Raw genomic sequence first — 20,476 nt, 5'->3', positions numbered from 1 at the left:
GAGCCACCCTCGTCCAGGGCTACAGCGCGTTCATCTACGAAGGCCCCTTCTGGTGCCGGGAGATCCACCGCGGCCTCGCCGCCCGCCTCGCCGCCAGCCCCTATGCCACGCTCGCCGACGCCGTCGGCGCCGAGACCCGTGAGGCGACCGCCTGATGACCACCCGTCCCCCCGAGCCCTTCGGCGCCCGGCTGCGCCGCGCCATGGACACCCGCGGGCCGCTCTGCGTCGGCATCGACCCGCACGCCTCGCTGCTCACCGACTGGGGCCTCGGCGACGACATCGCCGGCCTGGAGCGCTTCACCCACACGGTCGTCGAGGCCCTCGCCGACCGGGTCGCGGTCCTCAAGCCCCAGTCCGCGTTCTTCGAGCGGTTCGGCTCCCGCGGCATCGCCGTCCTGGAGCGGGCCGTCGCGGACGCCCGGGCCGCGGGCGCGCTGGTCCTCATGGACGCCAAGCGCGGCGACATCGGCTCGACCATGGCCGCGTACGCCGCCACCTACCTCGACCCGGCGAGCCCGCTCTTCTCGGACGCGGTGACCGTCAGCCCGTACCTGGGCTTCGGCTCGCTGCGCCCGGCCCTGGACGCGGCCCGGGCGAGCGGCACCGGCGTGTTCGTCCTCGCGCTGACCTCCAACCCGGAGGGCGCGGAGGTGCAGCGGGCAACCGCGAGCACCGGCGGTTCACTCGCACAGGTGATGCTGGACCACATCGGCCGGGAGAACGCCGGTGCCGAGCCGCTCGGCTCGGTGGGCGCCGTCGTGGGCGCCACCCTCGGCGACGCCGGTGCCGACCTGGCGGTGAACGGTCCGCTGCTGGCCCCCGGCATCGGCGCCCAGGGGGCGACCCCCGCCGATCTGCCCGGAGTCTTCGGCGCGGCGGTGCGCAACGTGGTGCCCAGCGTCTCCCGCGGAGTGCTCCGCCAGGGGCCCGGCGCGGCGGGTCTGCGGGAGGCCGCGGAACGCTTTTCGGACGAGGTCAGAGCGGCTGTCGGGGCCGGATAGCGGCGACGGTCCACCGACTCTGTTCAACAATTCGGCCGAAACGGGTGGTGATTTGCCCGAATTGTCTAAGTCAAGCGAGGCTGACCAGGACTTTTCGTAAGTTCTCGCTGACTGGAGCGGTCCGGACCGCTAGTCTCCGTCGGGGGCGAACGTGCAAGCGCGTTGCTCGTTGCTCCGCAGGTGTGGGGCGACTAGGTTCCTCACCGGTCCGTATCCGACAGTTCGACATCCGAGGTGACGTAGGCGTGGCTCTTCCGCCCCTTACCCCTGAACAGCGCGCAGCCGCGCTCGAAAAGGCCGCCGCGGCTCGCCGGGAGCGGGCCGAGGTCAAGAATCGACTCAAGCACTCCGGCGCCTCCCTGCACGAGGTCATCAAGCAGGGCCAGGAGAACGATGTCATCGGCAAGATGAAGGTCTCCGCGCTCCTCGAGTCCCTGCCCGGCGTGGGCAAGGTCCGCGCCAAGCAGATCATGGAGCGGCTCGGCATCTCCGAGAGCCGCCGGGTGCGCGGTCTCGGGTCCAACCAGATCGCCTCCCTGGAGCGCGAGTTCGGCGGCGGTGCCGCCTGACGTTCTCAGGCACCCCTGAGAACCTGGATAATCGCAGCATGAGTACTGACGTCTCCCGGGGGGCGACCCCCGCATCCCCGGTCAGACACCCGCGGCTGACCGTGCTCTCCGGCCCCTCCGGGGTCGGCAAGAGCACGGTCGTCGCGCACATGCGCAAGGCCCACCCCGAGGTCTGGCTCTCGGTCTCGGCCACCACCCGCAAGCCGCGCCCCGGCGAGCAGGACGGTGTCCAGTACTTCTTCGTCGACGACGGAGAGTTCGACAAGCTGATCGCCAACGGCGAACTGCTGGAGTGGGCCGAGTTCGCAGGCAACCGCTACGGGACCCCCCGCAGGGCCGTGCTCGACCGCCTGGAGGCGGGTGAGCCGGTGCTGCTGGAGATCGACCTCCAGGGCGCCCGGCTGGTCCGCGAATCCATGCCCGAGGCCCAGTTGGTCTTCCTGGCGCCGCCGAGCTGGGACGAGCTGGTCCGCCGGCTCACCGGCCGGGGCACCGAGGCCCCCGAGGTCATCGAGCGCCGGCTGGAGGCCGCCAAGGTCGAGCTCGCCGCGGAGTCGGAGTTCGATACGACCCTGGTGAACACCTCGGTCGAGGACGTCTCCCGTGAGCTGCTAGCCTTGATGCAAGTTGTTTGATCTTTTCCACCCTTTCGGAAGGTAGAGCGTGTCCTCTTCCATCACCGCGCCCGAGGGCATCATCAACCCGCCGATCGATGAGCTGCTCGAGGCAACCGACTCGAAGTACAGCCTCGTGATCTACGCGGCCAAGCGCGCGCGCCAGATCAACGCCTACTACTCGCAGCTCGGCGAGGGCCTGCTCGAGTACGTCGGCCCGCTCGTGGACACCCACGTGCACGAGAAGCCGCTCTCGATCGCGCTGCGCGAGATCAATGCGGGTCTGCTGACCTCCGAGGCCATCGAGGGCCCGGCGCAGTAAGCACCGAGAACTTCAGAACACAGGCCCGGCAGGGAGCGGAATCCAGCGTCAGCTGGGGGAGCGCACTGCCGGGCCTGTGGTGTGTCACCGGGACGTCGCCGACGCGGAGCGTGCGGACGGCGCCAGGCAGCGGGAGAGGCGAGGATGGACAAGCCGAAGGTCGTGCTGGGGGTCAGTGGCGGAATCGCCGCCTACAAGGCGTGCGAGCTGCTGCGCCGACTGACCGAATCCGGCCATGACGTACGGGTCGTGCCGACCGGCTCGGCGCTGAACTTCGTGGGTGAGGCCACCTGGTCCGCGCTCTCCGGCAACCCCGTCTCCAGCGAGGTGTGGGAGACCGTCCACGAGGTGCCGCACGTCCGGATCGGCCAGGCCGCCGACCTCGTCGTCGTCGCGCCCGCCACCGCCGACCTGCTCGCCAAGTCCGCCCACGGCCTCGCCGACGACCTGCTCACCAACACCCTCCTCACGGCCCGATGTCCGGTCGTCTTCGCCCCGGCGATGCACACCGAGATGTGGGAGCACCCGGCCACCCGGGAGAACGTCGCGACGCTGCGCCGCCGCGGCGCCGTCGTCATCGAGCCCGCCGTCGGCCGGCTGACCGGGGTGGACACCGGCAAGGGCCGGCTGCCCGACCCCGGTGAGATCTTCGAGACCTGCCGCCGGGTGCTGGCCCGCGGCGCGGCCGAGGTGACCGCCGACCTGGCCGGACGGCATGTGGTCGTCAGCGCCGGCGGCACCCGCGAGCCGCTCGACCCGGTGCGTTTCCTCGGCAACCGCTCCTCCGGCAAGCAGGGCTACGCGCTGGCCCGCACCGCCGTCGCCCGTGGCGCACGGGTCACCCTGATCGCCGCCAACACCGGCCTGCCGGACCCGGCGGGCGCCGAGGTGATCCAGGTGGGCACGGCCGTGCAGCTCCGGGAGGCGGTGCTGAAGGCGGCCGCCGACGCCGACGCCGTGGTGATGGCCGCCGCGGTGGCCGATTTCCGCCCGTCGCAGTACGCCACCGGCAAGATCAAGAAGAAGGACGGGCAGGAGCCCGAGCCGATCGGGCTGGTCCGCAATCCCGATGTGCTGGCCGAGATCTCCGCGGACCGGGCACGGTCCGGTCAGGTGATCGTGGGCTTCGCCGCCGAGACCGACGACGTCCTCGCCAACGGGCGCGCCAAGCTGGCCCGAAAGGGCTGTGACCTGCTGGTCGTCAATGAGGTCGGGGAGGGCCGGACCTTCGGCTCGGAGGAGAACGAGGCCGTGGTCCTGGCCGCCGACGGAACCGAGACCCCGGTGCCGCAGGGGCCCAAGGAGGCGCTGGCCGACACCGTGTGGGACCTGGTGAGCCGACGCTTTCGCTGATATGTTCCCTTTCGCCCCGCCGGGAGCCGGATCCTGGCCGACACGCCCGGCATCTGCACCCCGCTGGACGTGGTGCGCATCTCCCGCCGGAGCTGTGTCGCAGGTCACCGGTCGCCCACGGAGCGAGATGCCATGTCCGCCCGGCGGAAGCGCCGGATAGACTGGTCCGCGGATCCGCGTCGGGCGCAGCTCCCGGACGGGTCCGGTCATGATGAGACAGCAGCCGCTGCAACCCCAGGGAGCGATGTGTCCCGCCGCCTGTTCACCTCGGAGTCCGTGACCGAGGGCCACCCCGACAAGATCGCTGACCAGATCAGCGACACGATCCTCGACGCCCTCCTCAAGGAGGACCCGACGTCCCGGGTCGCCGTCGAGACGCTGATCACCACCGGTCTGGTGCACGTCGCCGGTGAGGTGACCACGAAGGCCTACGCGCCGATCGCCTCACTCGTGCGAAGCAAGATCCTCGAGATCGGCTACGACTCCTCCAAGAAGGGCTTCGACGGAGCCTCCTGCGGAGTGTCGGTGTCCATCGGTGCCCAGTCCCCGGACATCGCGCAGGGTGTCGACACCGCGTACGAGAAGCGCGTCGAGGGTGACGAGGACGAGCTCGACAAGCAGGGCGCCGGCGACCAGGGCCTGATGTTCGGCTACGCCTGCGACGAGACGCCCGAGCTGATGCCGCTGCCGATCAACCTGGCGCACCGGCTGTCCCGCCGGCTCTCCGAGGTCCGCAAGAACGGGACCATCCCGTACCTGCGCCCGGACGGCAAGACCCAGGTCACCATCGAGTACAACGGCGACAAGGCCGTGCGGCTGGACACCGTCGTGGTCTCCTCCCAGCACGCCTCCGACATCGACCTGGACTCGCTGCTCGCACCCGACATCCGCGAGTTCGTCGTGGAGCACGTCCTCAACCAGCTCCTCGAGGACGGCATCAAGCTCGACACCGACAACTACCGGCTGCTGGTCAACCCGACCGGGCGGTTCGAGATCGGCGGCCCGATGGGCGACGCCGGCCTGACCGGGCGGAAGATCATCATCGACACCTACGGCGGCATGTCCCGTCACGGTGGCGGTGCCTTCTCCGGCAAGGACCCGTCCAAGGTGGACCGCTCGGCCGCGTACGCGATGCGCTGGGTCGCCAAGAACGTCGTCGCCGCCGGGCTGGCCTCGCGCTGCGAGGTGCAGGTCGCCTACGCGATCGGCAAGGCCGAGCCGGTGGGCCTCTTCGTGGAGACCTTCGGCACCGCCCAGGTCGAGGTGGAGAAGATCGAGCAGGCCATCAGCGAGGTCTTCGACCTCCGCCCGGCCGCGATCATCCGCGACCTGGACCTGCTGCGGCCGATCTACGCCCAGACCGCCGCGTACGGCCACTTCGGCCGTGAGCTGGCGGACTTCACCTGGGAGCGCACCGACCGTGTCGACGCGCTGCGCGCCGCCGCCGGTCTGTAACCCGGTTCCGCTTCGCCGTGGCCCCGGACCCGCGTGGTCCGGGGCCACGGCTGTGTCGTACGGGCCCGGGCCCCGCCGTGCCCGGGGGTGAGCCGGTGCATCCACAGCGTGGCTCCCGTGTCCGAGGGGTCTGGTAGGACTGGGGCTGTGAGCAGCGACAACGGGCAGCCGGAGCAGGAGCGGGCCGACAGCCCCCCGGCGGAGGGCGTACAGGGGGGCGAGCAGCTCGCGCTCATCCGCGAGACCGTCCGCCGGACCCCGGTGCCCCGGGCCAAGCCGCGCACCTGGCGCGGCGCCGCGCTCGCCGAGGAGTACCCGGTCGCCCGGGTCCTGGTCGACAAGGGGCTGATCCATCTCGACCAGTTCTTCGACTACGCGGTCCCGGCGAAGATGGACGCCGAGGCACGGCCCGGCGCCCGGGTCCGGGTCCGCTTCGGGGCCCGGGTCGTGAAGGGCCGCCGGGAGGGCGGCGAGCTGCACGACGGCTTCATCGTGGAGCGGCTGGCGGAGAGCGACTACCGCGGGCCGCTCGCGCCGATCGCCCAGGTGCTCTCACCCGAGCCGGTGCTCGGCCCCGGTCTGCTGGCGCTCTGCCGGGCCGTGGCCGACCGGTACGCGGGTGCCCTCGCCGATGTCGTCCAACTGGCCGTGCCGCCGCGCCGGGTGCGCCCCGAGGCCGAACCCGCCACCGAGCCGCTGCCGCCGCCCTGTGTGCCCGACCCGGGGAGCTGGACGCGGTATCCCAGCGGCCCCGGCTACCTCCAGGCCCTGGCGCGCGGCGACGCCCCGCGCGCCGTCTGGACGGCCCTGCCCGGACCGCACTGGCCGGACGAGCTGGCCCGGGCCGCGGCGGCCGCGCTGGCCTCGGGCCGGGGGGCCCTGGTCGTCGTCCCGGACGGCCGCGCCGCCGCCCGGGTGGACGCGGCTCTCACTGCCCTGACCGGCTCCGGCCGGCATGTCCTGCTGACCGCGGACAGCGGGCCCGAGGAGCGCTACCGCCGCTGGCTCGCGGTGAGCCGGGGACAGGTGCGCGGGGTCGTCGGCACCCGTGCCGCGATGTTCGCGCCCGTCCGGGACCTCGGCCTGGTGGCGATCTGGGACGACGGGGACTCCAGCCACAGCGAGCAGCACGCGCCGCAGCCGCACGCGCGGGAGGTCCTGCTGCTGCGCGCGGCACACGAGAAGGCGGCCTTCCTGCTCGGCGGGCAGAGCTGCACCGTGGAGGCGGCACAGCTCGTCGAGACCGGCTGGGCGCTGCCGTTGACCGCGGACCGGGAGAAGGTCCGGGCGGCGGCGCCGCTGATCCGTACGGTCGGCGACGCCGAGCAGGCGCGCGACGAGGCCGCGCGCGCCGCCCGGCTGCCCACCCTCGCCTGGCAGGCGGTCCGCGAGGGGCTGCGGACCGGGCCGGTGCTGGTCCAGGTGCCGCGGCGGGGCTACGCGCCCCGGCTGGCCTGTGAGCGCTGCCGGGCCCCCGCCCGCTGCGGGCAGTGCGCGGGGCCGCTGGAGGCGCACGACCGGGACGCCCTGCAGTGCGGCTGGTGCGGGCGGGCGGCGGAGCGGTGGCACTGCGCCGAGTGCGGGGGAGCGCGGCTGCGGGCGCAGATCGTGGGCGCCCGGCGCACCGCCGAGGAGCTGGGGCGGGCGTTTCCGGCCGTTCCGGTGCGGACCTCCGGCCGCGACCATGTGCTGGACACGGTGCCCGACCGGCCCGCGCTGGTCATCAGCACGCCAGGGGCCGAACCCGTGGCCGAGGCCGGCTACGCCGCCGCGCTGCTGCTGGACGGCTGGGCGATGCTCGGACGTCCCGACCTCCGCGCCGGCGAGGAGGCCCTGCGCCGCTGGCTCGGTGCCGCGGCCCTGGTCCGGGGGCAGGAGGCGGGTGGCACCGTGGTCGTCGTCGCCGAACCGACGCTGCGGCCCGTCCAGGCGCTGGTCCGCTGGGACCCGGCGGGGCACGCGGTGCGGGAGCTGGCCGAGCGGGCCGAGCTGGGCTTCCCGCCGGTCTCCCGGATGGCGGCGGTGTCCGGCCGCCCCGAGGACGTTCAGGGCCTGCTGCACATCGCGGAACTCCCGGAGGGGACCGAGGTGTTGGGGCCGGTCCCGCTGCCCGTCGGGGAGCCGGGCCGTCCCCGCCGGCCGGGCGATCCGCCACCGGGGGAGCAGTGGGAGCGGGTGCTGCTCCGCGTCTGCCCGGGCAGTGGTGCGGCGTTGGCGTCGGCCGTGAAGACCGCTCAGGCGGCTCGCGCGGTGCGGCGGGAGGGCGACCCGGTGCGGATCCGCATCGACCCGCCGGACCTGGGCTGACCGGCCACGGGCAGGGGCCGGGTGCGGGCTCCGCATCATGTGGCGGCGCCCCTCGTGATCCGCGAGGAGCGCCGCCACACGACGCGGCAGCCGGGACGGCCGGGTGTCGGCGCTGCCGGGGGAGGCCTCGCGCCGCCAGGGGAGGACGCCGCAGGTCAGCCGTGCCGCGGGCCGGGGAAGGCGGTCGGCCGGGTCTCCTCCCGGACGGCCGAGGGCGACGGCTGACCGGGGACCGAGCGGGCCGCCGGTACGGAGGGGTGCGACTCCCCGTGGTGCAGGCCGGAGGCCGGGGTGACAGCCACCGGCGATGCCTCCGAGGTCCGCACTCCCTCCGGGGGGCGCGCCGCATCGCTGCCGGTGCCGCTCTGCGCCGCCGTCCGGCGCGATCCGTAACGGCGGTGCACCGCCTGCTTCGTCACGCCGAGCGCCGAGCCCACCGCGTCCCACGAGAATCCGAGCGACCGGTCGAAGTCCACCGCGGCCGTCACCAGCGTCTCGACGCTGTCCCGCAGCTCCTGGGCGAGTCGCACGGTGGGGGCGGGGGCCCTGCCGTACACCACGAAGCCGGCGGACGGTCCCGAGCGCCGCGGCCGGTAGACATTGCCCAACTGGGCCGTCAGGGTGCGCAGGGCGTCCACCTGCCGGCGGACCCGCTCGATGTCCCGCACCAGCAGGTGCAGGCTGGCCCGGGCTTGAGCGTCGTGCGTTGCGTGGTCGGCCATGAACAAGCCTCTCGAACCGGCGTTGAAAGTGACGGGCCGTAGAAGCGGCCCCATTTCGGTCAAGCTCTCTTGACCAACGCCGGACCTGCCCCCGGGGTCACGCTTGCCGGGGCGCACGCCAGGCGGCTGAGGGGGCGCACGATGGTGCGTACGCCCCCTCCCGGTCGGGCCCATAGACTGGTGCGCTCCGCACCGGCACCGTTCGATCCCGTCGATTCCGCGCCCGTTCCTGCCTGAGAGGCTGCAGCACCGATGAAGCTCGTGTTCGCCGGCACCCCCGAGGTCGCCGTACCCGCCTTGGACGCCCTGATCGCGTCGGACCGGCACGAGGTCGCGGCCGTCGTCACCCGGCCGGACGCACCCGCCGGGCGCGGGCGGCGGCTGGTCGCCAGCCCGGTCGCCCAGCGGGCCGAGGAGGCGGGCATCGAGGTGCTCAAGCCGGCGAAGCCGCGCGACCCCGCCTTTCTCGCCCGGCTCCGGGAGATCGCCCCCGACTGCTGCCCGGTCGTCGCCTACGGCGCCCTGCTGCCGCTGGCCGCGCTCGAGATCCCCGCGCACGGCTGGGTCAATCTGCACTTCTCCCTGCTGCCCGCCTGGCGCGGCGCCGCGCCCGTCCAGCACGCGCTGCTGGCGGGGGACGAGATGACCGGCGCCACCACCTTCCTCATCGAGGAGGGCCTGGACTCGGGGCCGGTGTACGGCGTGCTCACCGAACACGTCCGGTCCACCGACACCAGCGGTGACCTGCTGACCCGGCTCGCCTTCGCGGGCTCGGGGCTGCTCGCCGCCACGATGGACGGCATCGAGGACGGCACCCTGAAGGCCGTTCCCCAGCCCGCCGACGGCGTGACCTACGCACCGAAGATCAACGTCGAGGACGCGGAGCTCGACTGGTCGGCGCCCGCCCTCCGGGTCGACCGGGTCGTCCGGGGCTGCGCGCCGGCCCCCGGGGCGTGGACCCGGTTCCGCGGCGAGCGGCTGAAGGTCATGTCGGTGGCGCCGCTGCCCGACCGCACCGAGCTGGCGCCCGGTGAGCTCGCGGGCAGCAAGAACGCGGTGTACGCGGGTACCGGCTCGCACGCCGTCGAACTGCAGTGGGTCCAGCCGCAGGGCAAGAAGCCGATGCGGGCGGCCGATTGGGCGCGCGGCGTGCGGATCGCCGCGGACGAGCGGCTGGGCGCCTGAGACCCGCCGTCCGGGGGTGGGGCGTCGGCGGTCCTGCGGGAGCCGGGGCCTTCCGCCCGCGGCGGGCCGGACCGGTGAGCGCGGCGGCAGGAGCCGACCGGAGCCCGCCCCCGGCCCGCCCTCGCCGGGGGCCGGGCCGGGCACCCGGGGCGGCGACGTAGGCTGGTCTCCTCGGCCCGATATCTCCCCCGGAGCACTTTGCCTGTGAACGCCCCGTCACGTCGCCGTCCCGGCAAGCCCTACCGCCGTCCCCAGAAGGACCCTGTGCGCATCCTCGCGTTCGAGGCACTGCGTGCCGTGGACGAGCGGGACGCGTACGCCAACCTGGTGCTCCCGCCGCTGCTGCGGAAGGCCCGGGAGGAGGGCGGCTTCGACGGCCGGGACGCCGCGCTGGCGACCGAGCTCGTCTACGGGACGCTGCGCCGGCAGGGCACCTACGACGCGATCATCGCGGCCTGCGTGGACCGGCCGCTGCGCGAGGTGGACCCGCCGGTGCTGGACGTGCTCAGCCTCGGGGCGCACCAGCTGCTGGGCACCAGGATCCCCACGCACGCGGCGGTGTCGTCGAGCGTGGAACTGGCCCGGGTCGTGCTCGGCGACGGGCGGGCGAAGTTCGTGAACGCCGTGCTCCGCCGGATCACCGCCGATGACCTCGACGGCTGGCTGGCCCGGGTCGCCCCGCCGTACGACGAGGACCCCGAGGAGCACCTCGGCATCGTCCACTCCCACCCCCGCTGGATCGTCTCCGCGCTCTGGGACGCGCTCGGCGGTGGCCGGGCCGGGATCGAGGACCTGCTGGAGGCCGACAACGAGCGGCCCGAGGTGACGCTGGTGGCCCGGCCCGGCCGGTCCACGACCGAGGAGCTCATAGCCGCCGTCGGCGAGGACTCCGCGCTGCCCGGGCGCTGGTCCCCGTACGCCGTGCGGCTGGCCGAGGGCGGGGAGCCGGGCGCCCTCGACGCGGTCCGCGACGGACGGGCCGGAGTGCAGGACGAGGGCAGCCAGCTCGTCGCCGCGGCGCTGGCGCAGGCCCCCCTGGACGGGCCCGACGCCCGCTGGCTCGACGGCTGCGCGGGCCCCGGCGGCAAGGCGGCGCTGCTCGGCGCCCTGGCCGCACAGCGGGGCGCCACGCTGCTCGCCGCCGAGAAGCAGCCGCACCGGGCCCGGCTGGTGGAGCGGGCACTGGCGGGCAACCCGGGGCCGTATCAGGTGATCGCCGCGGACGGCACCCGGCCGCCGTGGCGGGCGGGCACCTTCGACCGGGTGCTGGTGGACGTGCCGTGCACCGGGCTGGGCGCGCTGCGCCGCAGGCCGGAGGCCCGCTGGCGCCGCCGTCCCGAGGACCTCGAAGGCTTCGCGCCGCTCCAGCGCGGGCTGCTGCGCGAGGCGCTGGCCGCCACCCGCGTCGGCGGCGTGGTCGGGTACGCCACCTGCTCCCCGCACCTGGCGGAGACCCGCGTCGTGGTCGACGACGTCCTCAAGGGCCGCGGGGGCACCGCGGTGTCCGCGGAGTGGATCGACGCCCGGCCGCTGATGCCCGGGGTGCCCGCCCTGGGCGACGGCCCGGACGTCCAGCTCTGGCCGCATCTGCACGGCACGGACGCGATGTATCTGGCGCTGCTCCGCCGTACGGCCTGATCCGGCGTCATTCCCCCCGCCGCCGCACCGCCCTGCCGTGGTGTCGGGCGGCGGGGTGCTCAGCGTGCCGGAAGGATCCCGGTGACCACGCTCTCCACCATCCGCTCCAGGGTGGTGTCGGACAGCATCCCGGGCAGTGTGAGGTGCTCCAGCAGTACGCCGGTCATGGCCAGGTAGAGCACCAGGAAGGTGTCGGCGTCGCCGGGCAGTCCGGCGTCCAGGTGGAAGGCCAGGCTCTCGTCGTAGCCCGCCCGGATGGTGCGGGTCAGCTGCTCCCGGAGGGCCGGGCGCCGGGTGGCCTCCAGGCGCAGTTCCAGCATGGCCAGATAGCCGGTGCGGTCGTCGGACATCCGTTGCACCAGCCACCGCATCAGCTCGGTCACCAGCTCGCGTGACGGCGCCGGGCGCATCGCCGTCTCGACCGCCGCCGGCTCCGGTGTCATCCGGACGTGGATCCGGGCGCCCGCCTGCGTGAACAGGTCGTCCCGGCTGGCGAAGTAGTTGGACGCCGTGCCGACCGGGACACCGGCCCGCGCGTCGACGGCGCGGAAGGTGAGCCCGCGCGCGCCCTCGTCCGCGAGCACGTCGATCGCCGCGTCGATGAGCGCCGTCCTGCGCTCCGGGTTCCTGACCATGGGTATCTCTCCTCGATCCGCCGTGCGGGAAAAGGGGCTTGCTCAACCACTACATGTGAAGCACTATAGGCGAAGTGGTTCGGCCTTCGCTCCTGTGCCCCGGCCGGCCGCCGTGTCCTCATGCGTCCACGAAAGAAGGCCTCTTTGCGCAAGCTCACGTATTTCATCGCCTGCTCGATCGACGGCTTCATCGGCGACCCGGGCGGCGACGCCACGTCGATGTTCCGGTTCGTGAACGAGGAGTTCCTGGAGTTCCTGAAGGCCGAGTACCCGGAGACCATCTCGGTCGAGGGCCGCCGGGCGCTGGGCCTGGACGACCTGGAGAACCGCGCGTTCGACACGGTCGTCCAGGGCCGCGCCAGCTACCAGCTCGCGCTGGACCTCGACATCACCAGCCCGTACGGCCAGATGCGTGAATACGTGGCGTCCCGGACGCTGAAGGTGTCCCCCGACCCGAACGTGGAGCTCATCTCCGACGATCTGGTCGGCCGGATCCGTGAACTCAAGGCCGAGGGCGCCGGGCTGGGCATCTGGCTCTGCGGGGGCTCGCAGCTCGCGGGCGAACTGCTCGACGAGATCGACGAGCTGGTGATCAAGACCTACCCGCTGGTCTACGGCTCGGGGATGCCCATGTTCGGCGCGGACTTCGGGGACAGGGAGTTCGCGCTGGAGTCGGTCCGGACCTTCGACAACGGCGTGCTGGTCAGGAAATACAGCAAGGTGCGGTGACCGGGCACCGGGAACGGACGGCTCCGGCGGCCGCCCACCGCGCCCGGCCCGGCGGGCCGGACCGTCCGGAGCGGCGGCCCGCCCCGCTCACGGGACCGGCTGCGCCGGCGGGCTCCCGGCCCGCGGCGGGCCGTCCTCGTGGGCGAGCCGGTGCGGCCACCACATGCGGGGCCCGATGTCCAGGAACAGCGCGGTGACCAGCACCGACCGCACGATGAAGGTGTCCAGCAGGACGCCGACGGCGACGGCGAAGCCGATCTCGGCGAAGCCGGTCAGCGGCAGCGTGCCGAGCGCCGCGAACGTACCGGCGAGGACCAGACCGGCCGAGGTGATGACGGCGCCGGTCGCGGCCAGGGCGGTGAGGGTGCCCCGGCGGGTGCCCTGCCGGAACGACTCCTCGCGCACCCGGGTGGACAGGAAGATGTTGTAGTCGATGCCCAGCGCGACCAGGAACACGAAGACGAAGAGCGGGAACGCCGTGTCCTCGCCCGCGTAGTCGAAGACATGGCGGAACGCGAGTGCGCTGATGCCGAGCGCGGTGGCGTAGGACAGCACCACGGTGGCGATCAGGACCAGCGGCGCCAGCAGGGCTCTCAGCAGCAGGGTCAGGATGATCAGCACCACGAGCAGCACCAGCGGGATCACCACGATGTTGTCGCGGGTCGAGGCCGTGTCGGCGTCCAGCAGGGCGGCCGTGCCGCCGCCGACCTTGGCGTCGGCGCCGGGCACGGCGTGGACCGCGTCCCGGACCCGTTCGACGGTGTCCTTCGCCGCCTGGCTGTCGGCCGGATCCGTCATGGTCGCCTCGAACAGCACCCGGCCCTCGTGCTCGGGCGCGGAGCCCGCAGGGACGCCGAGCGACTGCGGCACCACCCCCGGCGTCCCCGCGACCACCCGCCCGACCTCCCGGGCCGCCCCCTGGTCGGCCACGATCAGCAGGGGATCGCCGCTGCCCGCCGGGAAGTACCGCTCGGACACCTGCTGGCCGGTGATGGAGTCCTTCGTCTCGGTGAACGCGTCGGCGTTGCTGATGCCCGCGGCGCGCAGCCCCAGCATGCCGAAGGAGAGCGCGGCCAGGACGACTGCGGTGGTCACCCAGACGGCCCGCGGCCGACGGGCGATCCGCCCGCCGATCCGGGCCCAGAAGCCCTGCTCGGTGGGTTCGGCCGAGCCGAAGTGCGGCACCACCGGCCAGAAGATCCACCGGCCCAGGATCACCAGCAGCGCCGGGAACAGCGTCACCATCGCCAGCACCGCGACGAGCACCCCGATGGCGCAGACCGGGCCCAGCCCGCTGGTCGAGTTCATCTCGGCGACGAGCAGCACGAGCATGCCCATGCCCACGGTGGCGCCGCTGGCCAGCACCGCCGGTCCGGCGCGGTGCAGCGCCAGCGCCATCGCCTCGTGACGGTCCTCGTGCCGGCGCAGCTCCTCCCGGTAGCGGGCGACCAGCAGCAGGGCGTAGTCGGTACCGGCGCCGAAGACCAGCACCGTCAGGATGCCCGCGCTCTGCCCGTTCACCGTCAGCCCGGCGTACTCGGCGAGCAGATAGATGATGGCCTGGGCGGTCAGCAGGGCACCGACCACCGACAGCACCGGCACCAGCAGCAGCGTGGGGCTGCGGTAGGTGATCAGCAGCGCCACGATGACCACCCCGAGGGCCGCCACCAGCAGCGTCGAGTCGATGCCCTCGAAGGTCTTCGCGAAGTCGGCGGAGGTGCCGGCCGGGCCGGTGATGTACACCTTGAGCCCGTCACCCGAACCGGTCTCGTCCCGGATGGTGTCGACCGCCGAGGACAGCTCGTCCCAGCCCCGCTCGTCCACCGTGACGGGGACCAGGATCAGCGCCGCCCGGGGATCCTGTGCGCTGTTGTAGAACGGTCCGCGGGTCTCCGCGCCCCGGATCCCGTGCTCGCGCAGTGGCTTGATCTGCTCGGCGTCGTCGGCGATGGTGTGCCGGTCCTGGGCGGTGAGACCGCCCGGCCGCTCGTAGACCACGACCGCGGGCACCGTCTCCGGCCGGAATTCCTTGGAGATCTCCAGAACCTGGGTGGACTCCGCGCTGCCGGGGAGCCACGAGGTGGCGTCGTTGTCCTGCGCGCTGCCGAGCTTCTGCGCCAGCGGGGCCAGCGCGAAGATCACCAGGATCCAGACCAGCAGGACCAGCCACTTCGTCCGCCGGCCGCAGACCAGCCAGGCCACACCCCGACGCCGTCCGTCCGACATCAGACCCCCATCGCCGGTGGGCGTCCGTCCGGAACGCCGCGATCGATCCCGAGGCGGTTCGGCCCGGTGGAGCCGGAATGCCGTCCATTCCGGTCAACCGACAGCCGTCGGCCATGGCAGGCTTGTGCCATGGCCGTTCAGATCAACCCCAGTATCCTCTCCGCCGACTTTTCGCGCCTGGCGGAGGAGGCGAAGGCCGTCGACGGTGCCGACTGGCTCCACGTCGACGTCATGGACAACCACTTCGTGCCCAATCTGACGCTCGGCGCGCCCATCGTCGAGTCGCTGGCCCGGTCGACCGACATCCCGCTGGACTGCCACCTCATGATCGCGGAGCCGGACCGCTGGGCACCCCAGTACGTCGAGGCCGGGGCGGGGTCCGTCACCTTCCACGCCGAGGCCGCCGCCGCGCCGGTGCGGCTGGCGCGGGAGATCCGGGCCAAGGGGGCACGTGCCTCGATGGCGCTCAAGCCGGGCACCCCGATCGAGCCGTACGAGGACCTGCTCCCCGAGCTGGATATGCTGCTGATCATGACGGTCGAGCCCGGCTTCGGCGGTCAGGCGTTTCTCGACATCATGCTGCCGAAGATCCGCCGCACCCGGGAACTCATCGCCAAGCACGGGCTGGAGCTGTGGCTGCAGGTCGACGGCGGTGTCTCGGCGGCCACCATCGAGCGGTGCGCGGAGGCCGGCGCGGACGTCTTCGTCGCCGGGTCCGCCGTCTACGGCACGGACGACCCGGCCGCCGCCGTACGCTCTCTGCGGGCACAGGCGGAGGAGACCACCGCCGCGGCCGCGTGGGCGTGCAACCACTGAGCGTCCGCTCGGTGAACGCGGGGGGCAAGGGCTGATCGGCAACCGCCGCTTCTGACAGGATGAGCAGGGAAGCTCCCGGCACTGGCCGGGAGCCGAGAACAGTGAGGCTAAGGAGATAGCGGTGTCGACGGGCCGGTCAGCCATGCGGATGGGACCCGCGGAGCTGGTGCAGGCGGCGGCCATGGCCCGCCGCTTCTACCTCGAGGGCAAGTCCAAGATCCAGATCGCCGAGGAGTTCGGGGTCAGCCGCTTCAAGGTGGCCCGGGTCCTGGAAACCGCGCTGGAACGCGACCTCGTGCGCATCGAGATCCGGGTGCCCGCGGAACTGGACGCCGAGCGCTCCGACGCGCTCCGCGCCCGCTACGGCCTGCGGCACGCGGTCGTCGTCGAGTCCCCGGCGGACGCCTCGGCCGACGCGGCGGATCCGGAGAACCTCGGCGAGGTCGCCGCCGACCTGCTCGGCGAGCTGGTGGCCGAGGGCGACGTCCTCGGCCTCGCCTGGGGCCGTTCCACGATCCACATGGCCGCGGCCCTGAACCGGCTGCCGCCGTGCACGGTCGTCCAGCTCACCGGGGTCTACGACGCGGGCACCGCCGAACGCGGATCGGTCGAGGCCGTCCGCCGTGCCGCGGCCGTCTCCGGCGGCGAGGCGCACCCCATCTACGCGCCGATGCTGCTGCCGGACCCGGCCACGGCCGCCGCACTCCGCGGCCAGACCGGAATCGCCCGCGCCTTCGAGTACTTCGACAAGGTCACCGTCGCCTGCGTCTCCATCGGCTCCTGGGACCCGGGCATCTCCACGGTCTACGACATGCTCAGCGAGGACGAGCGGGAGCACTACGCCTCGCTCGGCGCCGCCGCCGAGATGTCGGCCCACCTCTTCGACTCCGAGGGCCGCCGCATCGGGCGCGACCTGGGGGAGCGCTGCATCACCGTGGAGGCCGACCGGCTGCGCCGCATCCCGGAGGTCGTGGCCATCGCGGGCGGGCAGCGCAAGGCGGCCGCGATCGGCGCCGTCCTGCGCTCCGGGCTGGTCACCAGCCTGGTCACGGACACGGCGGCCGCGGACTTCCTGCTGACCGAGACCGGCCCGGGGCCGCGGTCGGCGCTCGACCGGGGCGACCCGGACGACTGAGACACCACGGCCCGCGGGCCGGGGGCGTTCGGCGGCCCCGCCCAGCCGCCGCCCGGAGCCTTCGGTCCGCCCCCTCCGGAGCGGCCGCCCCGGAGGGGGCGGCCGAGGGTATTCGGCCCGCCCGGCCGGCGCCGGTGAACGGGGCCGCGTCGCGTGGCGGGCCGGGATGCCCGGAGCGCCCGCGGGAGCTCCGGCCCGGAACGTGACTACCGCTGAGCCAGGTTCGGGCCGACCGCCGCCGGCGGGACGTCCTCCGATGTCTCCATCGGGCCCGACCAGTTCCGCAGCGGCGGCCGGCCGACGAACCGGCCGAAGAGGAGTGCGGCGACCGTGGCGGCCAGCACCCCGGGCACCATCTCGTAGATGCCGGTCTGCAACGGCCCCAGCAGCGGGTCGATCCGCTTCCACAGCACGACGGTGAGCGCACCCGTCACGATGCCCGCCATCGCCCCGGCCCGGGTCATCCGGGGCCAGTACAGCGACAGCAGGATCACCGGGCCGAAGGCAGAGCCGAAGCCCGCCCAGGCGTACGCGACGATGTCGAGCACGGCGCCGCCGCTGAGGGCGATGGCGTAGGCGACGACGGCCACGACCACCACCGTGGCCCGGCCCACCAGCAGCAGGGACGCCTCCGAGGCCCGCCGGTTGAAGAACGCCCGGTAGAAGTCCTCGGTCAGCGTGGTCGCGGAGACCAGCAGCTGGCTGTCCGCCGTGGACTTGATCGCGGCGAGCACCGCCACCAGCAGCAGGCCCGCGATCCACGGGTTGACCAGCTGGGCGGTGAGCGCGATGAAGATCGTCTCGGGGTTGTCCAGCGGCTCGTCCAGCGCCGCGATGCCCACCAGCCCGACCAGTGACGCGCCGGCCAGCGTGACGACCACCCAGGTCACCCCGATGCGCCGGGCCCGCGGGATGTCCCGGGTGCTGCGGATGCTCATGAAGCGGACCAGGATGTGGGGCTGCCCGAAGTAGCCGAGCCCCCAGGCCAGCAGCGAGATCACCGCTACCGCCCCGAGCGGCCGGCCGGACGTCCACAGGCCGTCCTCGAAGCCCGCCTTGGCCCCCATGTCCAGCAGGGACGGGCTCCGGCCGGCGACCGCGTCCCGGACGGCGTCGTAGCCGCCGAGCGCACCGATGGCGATCACCGGCAGGGCGATCGCCGCGAGGCACATCCAGGTGGCCTGCACCGAGTGCGTGACACTCACAGCCCGGAAGCCGCCGAGGAAGGTGTAGGCCACGATCACCACGGCGAAGGTGGTGAGCGCGACGTCGAAGCCGCCGCCGAAGATCTCCTCGAAGAGCACGCCCCCGGCGAGCAGTCCGCTCGCCACATAGACGGTGAAGAACACCACCACGACGGTCGCCGAGAGGAGACGCAGCATCCGGCTGCCGTCCTCGAACCGCTCCTCCAGATACGCCGACAGGGTCACCGAGTCGGCGGCCCGTTCGGTGTAGGTGCGCAGCCGCGGCGCGACGAGCCGCCAGTTGAGATAGGTGCCGAGGGCCAGGCCGACGGCGATCCAGGTGGCACCGATGCCCGTCGCGTACACGGCCCCGGGCAGCCCCAGGAACAGCCAGCCGGACATGTCGCTGGCCCCCGCGGAGAGAGCGGCCACCGGCGCGGGCAGGCGGCGCCCGCCGAGGGCGAACTCGGAGAAGCTGCTGGTCTCCTGGTATGTCCAGATGCCCACCATGACCATGGCGAGGAGGAAGATTCCAAAGGTGAGCATGACCGGTATGGTCAGAGATGTCATCCGGGTTCTCCGTCGTGCGGGCGCCGCCGTGTGGATGGATCGGGTTCTCCGGGTGGAGATCTCGCGGACAGTAGAGGCTTCATGGGGCCCGGACAAGAGTTCTGGCCAGTAGCCCGGCGTCCGTGACCGGACCGCGACCCGAGGCCGGAACGGAGCCCTCCACGCCCCCTCATCCGCCGGTGCAATTGGCGGAAGCCACAGGACGCGGTGGGCGGGCGAGCGGCGCCGCTGGGGGAAGGTACAGAGAACGGTGCGGATGTTCGCCTCGGCGGGGTGCCATCAGCGATGATGGTCGAGGAGCCGCAGCCCGGTCCGCTCCGGTTCCGGTCCTGACTCCCCACCGGCCAAGCACGTAACATCGCAGGTGAGAGAGTTAGCATGCGTTTCCTCAATGATCAGAAGCCGCCGTACGACCTGACGTACGACGATGTCTTCATGGTGCCGAGCCGCTCCTCCGTGGGGTCCCGCCAGGCCGTGGACCTGTCCGCGCCCGACGGCACCGGGACCACCATTCCGCTCGTGGTCGCCAACATGACCGCGATCGCCGGCCGCCGGATGGCCGAGACCGTCGCCCGGCGCGGCGGGCTCGTGGTGATCCCGCAGGACATCCCGCTCGATGTCGTCACCGACGTCATCGGCTGGGTCAAGCAGCGCCATCACGTGCTGGACACCCCGATCGTGCTCGCTCCGACCGCGACCGTCGCCGACGGCCTGGCCCTGCTCCCCAAGCGGGCGCACGGCGCGGGCGTCGTCGTCGAGGACGGCCGGCCCGTCGGCGTGGTGACCGAGTCGGACCTCACCGGCGTCGACCGCTTCACCCAGCTGTCCGAGGTCATGTCCCGGGAACTGCTGGTGCTCGACGCGGACATCGACCCGCGCGAGGCGTTCAACCGTCTCGACGCCGCGCACCGCAAGCTGGCGCCCGCCGTCGACCGGGACGGCCGGCTCGTCGGCATCCTCACTCGCAAGGGCGCGCTCCGGGCCACTCTGTACACCCCGGCCACGGACGCCGACGGCAAGCTGCGGATCGCCGCCGCGGTGGGCGTGAACGGCGATGTCGCGGGCCGTGCCAAGGCGCTGCTCGAAGCCGGGGTGGACACGCTCGTCGTCGACACCGCCCACGGCCACCAGGAGTCGATGATCAACGCGCTGAAGGCGGTGCGCGGCCTCGACCCGCAGGTGCCGGTCGTGGCGGGCAACGTCGTGGCCGCCGAGGGCGTCCGCGACCTGGTCGAGGCCGGCGCGGACATCGTCAAGGTCGGGGTCGGGCCGGGCGCCATGTGCACCACCCGGATGATGACCGGTGTCGGCCGGCCGCAGTTCTCCGCCGTGCTGGAGTGCGCGGCCGAGGCGCGGCGGCTGGGCAAGCACGTCTGGGCGGACGGCGGGGTCCGGCACCCGAGGGATGTCGCGATGGCCCTGGCCGCGGGCGCGTCCAACGTGATGGTCGGTTCCTGGTTCGCCGGGACCTACGAGTCGCCCGGCGACCTCCAGCACACCGCCGACGGCCGCCCCTACAAGGAGAGCTTCGGCATGGCCTCCGCGCGTGCCGTGCGGAACCGCACCAGCGAGGAGTCGGCGTACGACCGGGCGCGCAAGGGCCTGTTCGAGGAGGGCATCTCGACGTCCCGGATGTTCCTGGACCAGGCGCGCCCCGGGGTCGAGGACCTCATCGACTCGATCATCGCGGGCGTCCGCAGCTCCTGCACCTACGCGGGCGCGGACTCGCTGGAGGAGTTCCACGAGCGGGCCGTCGTCGGCGTCCAGAGCGCCGCGGGCTACGCGGAGGGCAAGCCGCTGCACGCCAGCTGGAGCTGACGCTCCGTTCCACTGCCGGAAGGGCCGATCGGCAGCCCACCGGCCCTTCCGGTGTCCGTGTGCGGTGTGGCCGGTCCGCCCTTCGCGGGCCGCCGGGCCGGGCGGGGCGGGGGGGCGGGGCGGCACCGCGGGCGCCGGGGCCGGCGGGCGTGTGGTAGAGGAGAACGTGGATATTATGAGACATGTGGGGGGGTG

At 73.2% G+C, this 20,476-nt stretch carries 17 protein-coding genes and 1 pseudogene; 14 read left to right on the top strand and 4 right to left on the bottom strand.

Going from position 1 to position 20,476, the window contains the following annotated elements:
* From ABT112_RS32830 to ABT112_RS32795, 8 genes and pseudogenes are all read left to right on the top strand, one after another.
* Positions 1–155 (top strand): annotated as a pseudogene (locus tag ABT112_RS32830) (quinone-dependent dihydroorotate dehydrogenase); the annotation flags it as partial.
* Positions 155–1,003 carry an orotidine-5'-phosphate decarboxylase gene (gene pyrF / locus ABT112_RS32825; RefSeq protein WP_351515454.1) on the top strand — a complete coding sequence of 283 codons (849 nt, stop codon included), beginning with the start codon at positions 155–157 and terminating at the stop codon, positions 1,001–1,003. The pseudogene ABT112_RS32830 and the gene pyrF, both read left to right, overlap by 1 nt.
* Before the next feature lie 245 nt (positions 1,004–1,248).
* Positions 1,249–1,572 (top strand): integration host factor, encoded by a 324-nt coding sequence (locus ABT112_RS32820; RefSeq protein WP_005319887.1) that lies wholly within the window; start codon positions 1,249–1,251, stop codon positions 1,570–1,572.
* A 38-nt stretch (positions 1,573–1,610) separates the two neighbouring features.
* Complete coding sequence (gene gmk, locus ABT112_RS32815; protein WP_351515453.1) at positions 1,611–2,207, top strand: guanylate kinase; 597 nt, start codon at positions 1,611–1,613, stop codon at positions 2,205–2,207.
* Positions 2,208–2,235: 28 nt separating this feature from the next.
* The gene (rpoZ, locus tag ABT112_RS32810; protein ID WP_005319902.1) at positions 2,236–2,508 is read left to right on the top strand and encodes a DNA-directed RNA polymerase subunit omega; all 273 of its coding nucleotides are present in this window, start codon (positions 2,236–2,238) and stop codon (positions 2,506–2,508) included.
* 144 nt (positions 2,509–2,652) lie between these two features.
* A complete protein-coding gene (gene coaBC, locus ABT112_RS32805) occupies positions 2,653–3,861 on the top strand; it encodes a bifunctional phosphopantothenoylcysteine decarboxylase/phosphopantothenate--cysteine ligase CoaBC (protein ID WP_351515452.1) in 1,209 nt (402 codons plus the stop codon).
* Positions 3,862–4,107: 246 nt separating this feature from the next.
* Positions 4,108–5,316 (top strand): methionine adenosyltransferase, encoded by a 1,209-nt coding sequence (gene metK / locus ABT112_RS32800; protein WP_351515451.1) that lies wholly within the window; start codon positions 4,108–4,110, stop codon positions 5,314–5,316.
* A 147-nt stretch (positions 5,317–5,463) separates the two neighbouring features.
* Entirely contained in the window at positions 5,464–7,623 is a 2,160-nt protein-coding gene (locus ABT112_RS32795; RefSeq protein ID WP_351515450.1) for a primosomal protein N', read from the top strand.
* Between the two features lie 155 nt (positions 7,624–7,778).
* Here ABT112_RS32795 and ABT112_RS32790 read toward each other — a convergent pair whose 3' ends face one another.
* Positions 7,779–8,345, bottom strand: coding sequence for a hypothetical protein (locus ABT112_RS32790; RefSeq protein ID WP_351515449.1), 567 nt, complete (start codon positions 8,343–8,345; stop codon positions 7,779–7,781).
* Between the two features lie 252 nt (positions 8,346–8,597).
* Between ABT112_RS32790 and fmt the strand changes: the two genes are divergently transcribed.
* Both fmt and ABT112_RS32780 read left to right on the top strand, forming a co-directional pair.
* Positions 8,598–9,530, top strand: a complete 933-nt coding sequence (gene fmt, locus ABT112_RS32785; RefSeq protein WP_351515448.1) for a methionyl-tRNA formyltransferase — start codon at positions 8,598–8,600, stop codon at positions 9,528–9,530.
* Positions 9,531–9,734: 204 nt separating this feature from the next.
* Positions 9,735–11,168 (top strand): RsmB/NOP family class I SAM-dependent RNA methyltransferase, encoded by a 1,434-nt coding sequence (locus ABT112_RS32780; RefSeq protein WP_351515447.1) that lies wholly within the window; start codon positions 9,735–9,737, stop codon positions 11,166–11,168.
* A 59-nt stretch (positions 11,169–11,227) separates the two neighbouring features.
* Here ABT112_RS32780 and ABT112_RS32775 read toward each other — a convergent pair whose 3' ends face one another.
* A complete protein-coding gene (locus ABT112_RS32775) occupies positions 11,228–11,803 on the bottom strand; it encodes a TetR/AcrR family transcriptional regulator (RefSeq protein WP_351515446.1) in 576 nt (191 codons plus the stop codon).
* 144 nt (positions 11,804–11,947) lie between these two features.
* Between ABT112_RS32775 and ABT112_RS32770 the strand changes: the two genes are divergently transcribed.
* A complete protein-coding gene (locus ABT112_RS32770) occupies positions 11,948–12,532 on the top strand; it encodes a dihydrofolate reductase family protein (protein WP_351515445.1) in 585 nt (194 codons plus the stop codon).
* An 87-nt stretch (positions 12,533–12,619) separates the two neighbouring features.
* Here ABT112_RS32770 and ABT112_RS32765 read toward each other — a convergent pair whose 3' ends face one another.
* Positions 12,620–14,758 (bottom strand): MMPL family transporter, encoded by a 2,139-nt coding sequence (locus ABT112_RS32765; RefSeq protein WP_351515444.1) that lies wholly within the window; start codon positions 14,756–14,758, stop codon positions 12,620–12,622.
* Between the two features lie 129 nt (positions 14,759–14,887).
* Between ABT112_RS32765 and rpe the strand changes: the two genes are divergently transcribed.
* Together rpe and ABT112_RS32755 are read left to right on the top strand one after the other, a co-directional pair.
* Positions 14,888–15,574 carry a ribulose-phosphate 3-epimerase gene (gene rpe / locus ABT112_RS32760; RefSeq protein WP_351515443.1) on the top strand — a complete coding sequence of 229 codons (687 nt, stop codon included), beginning with the start codon at positions 14,888–14,890 and terminating at the stop codon, positions 15,572–15,574.
* A 148-nt stretch (positions 15,575–15,722) separates the two neighbouring features.
* Complete coding sequence (locus ABT112_RS32755; protein ID WP_351515455.1) at positions 15,723–16,709, top strand: sugar-binding transcriptional regulator; 987 nt, start codon at positions 15,723–15,725, stop codon at positions 16,707–16,709.
* A 206-nt stretch (positions 16,710–16,915) separates the two neighbouring features.
* Here ABT112_RS32755 and putP read toward each other — a convergent pair whose 3' ends face one another.
* A complete protein-coding gene (putP, locus tag ABT112_RS32750; RefSeq protein WP_351515442.1) occupies positions 16,916–18,463 on the bottom strand; it encodes a sodium/proline symporter PutP in 1,548 nt (515 codons plus the stop codon).
* 378 nt (positions 18,464–18,841) lie between these two features.
* Here putP and ABT112_RS32745 point away from each other — a divergent pair, with 378 nt between their 5' ends.
* On the top strand, positions 18,842–20,281 hold the full coding sequence (locus ABT112_RS32745; protein WP_351515441.1) for a GuaB1 family IMP dehydrogenase-related protein: 1,440 nt from the start codon (positions 18,842–18,844) through the stop codon (positions 20,279–20,281).
* Positions 20,282–20,476 lie beyond the last annotated feature (195 nt).

Source organism: Streptomyces sp. NPDC002055 (assembly GCF_040296705.1).
In the GTDB taxonomy this organism is placed as follows: Bacteria; Actinomycetota; Actinomycetes; order Streptomycetales; family Streptomycetaceae; genus Streptomyces.
Note: the sequence above shows the minus strand (reverse complement) of the source record. Positions and strands in the feature narration are given on the sequence as shown.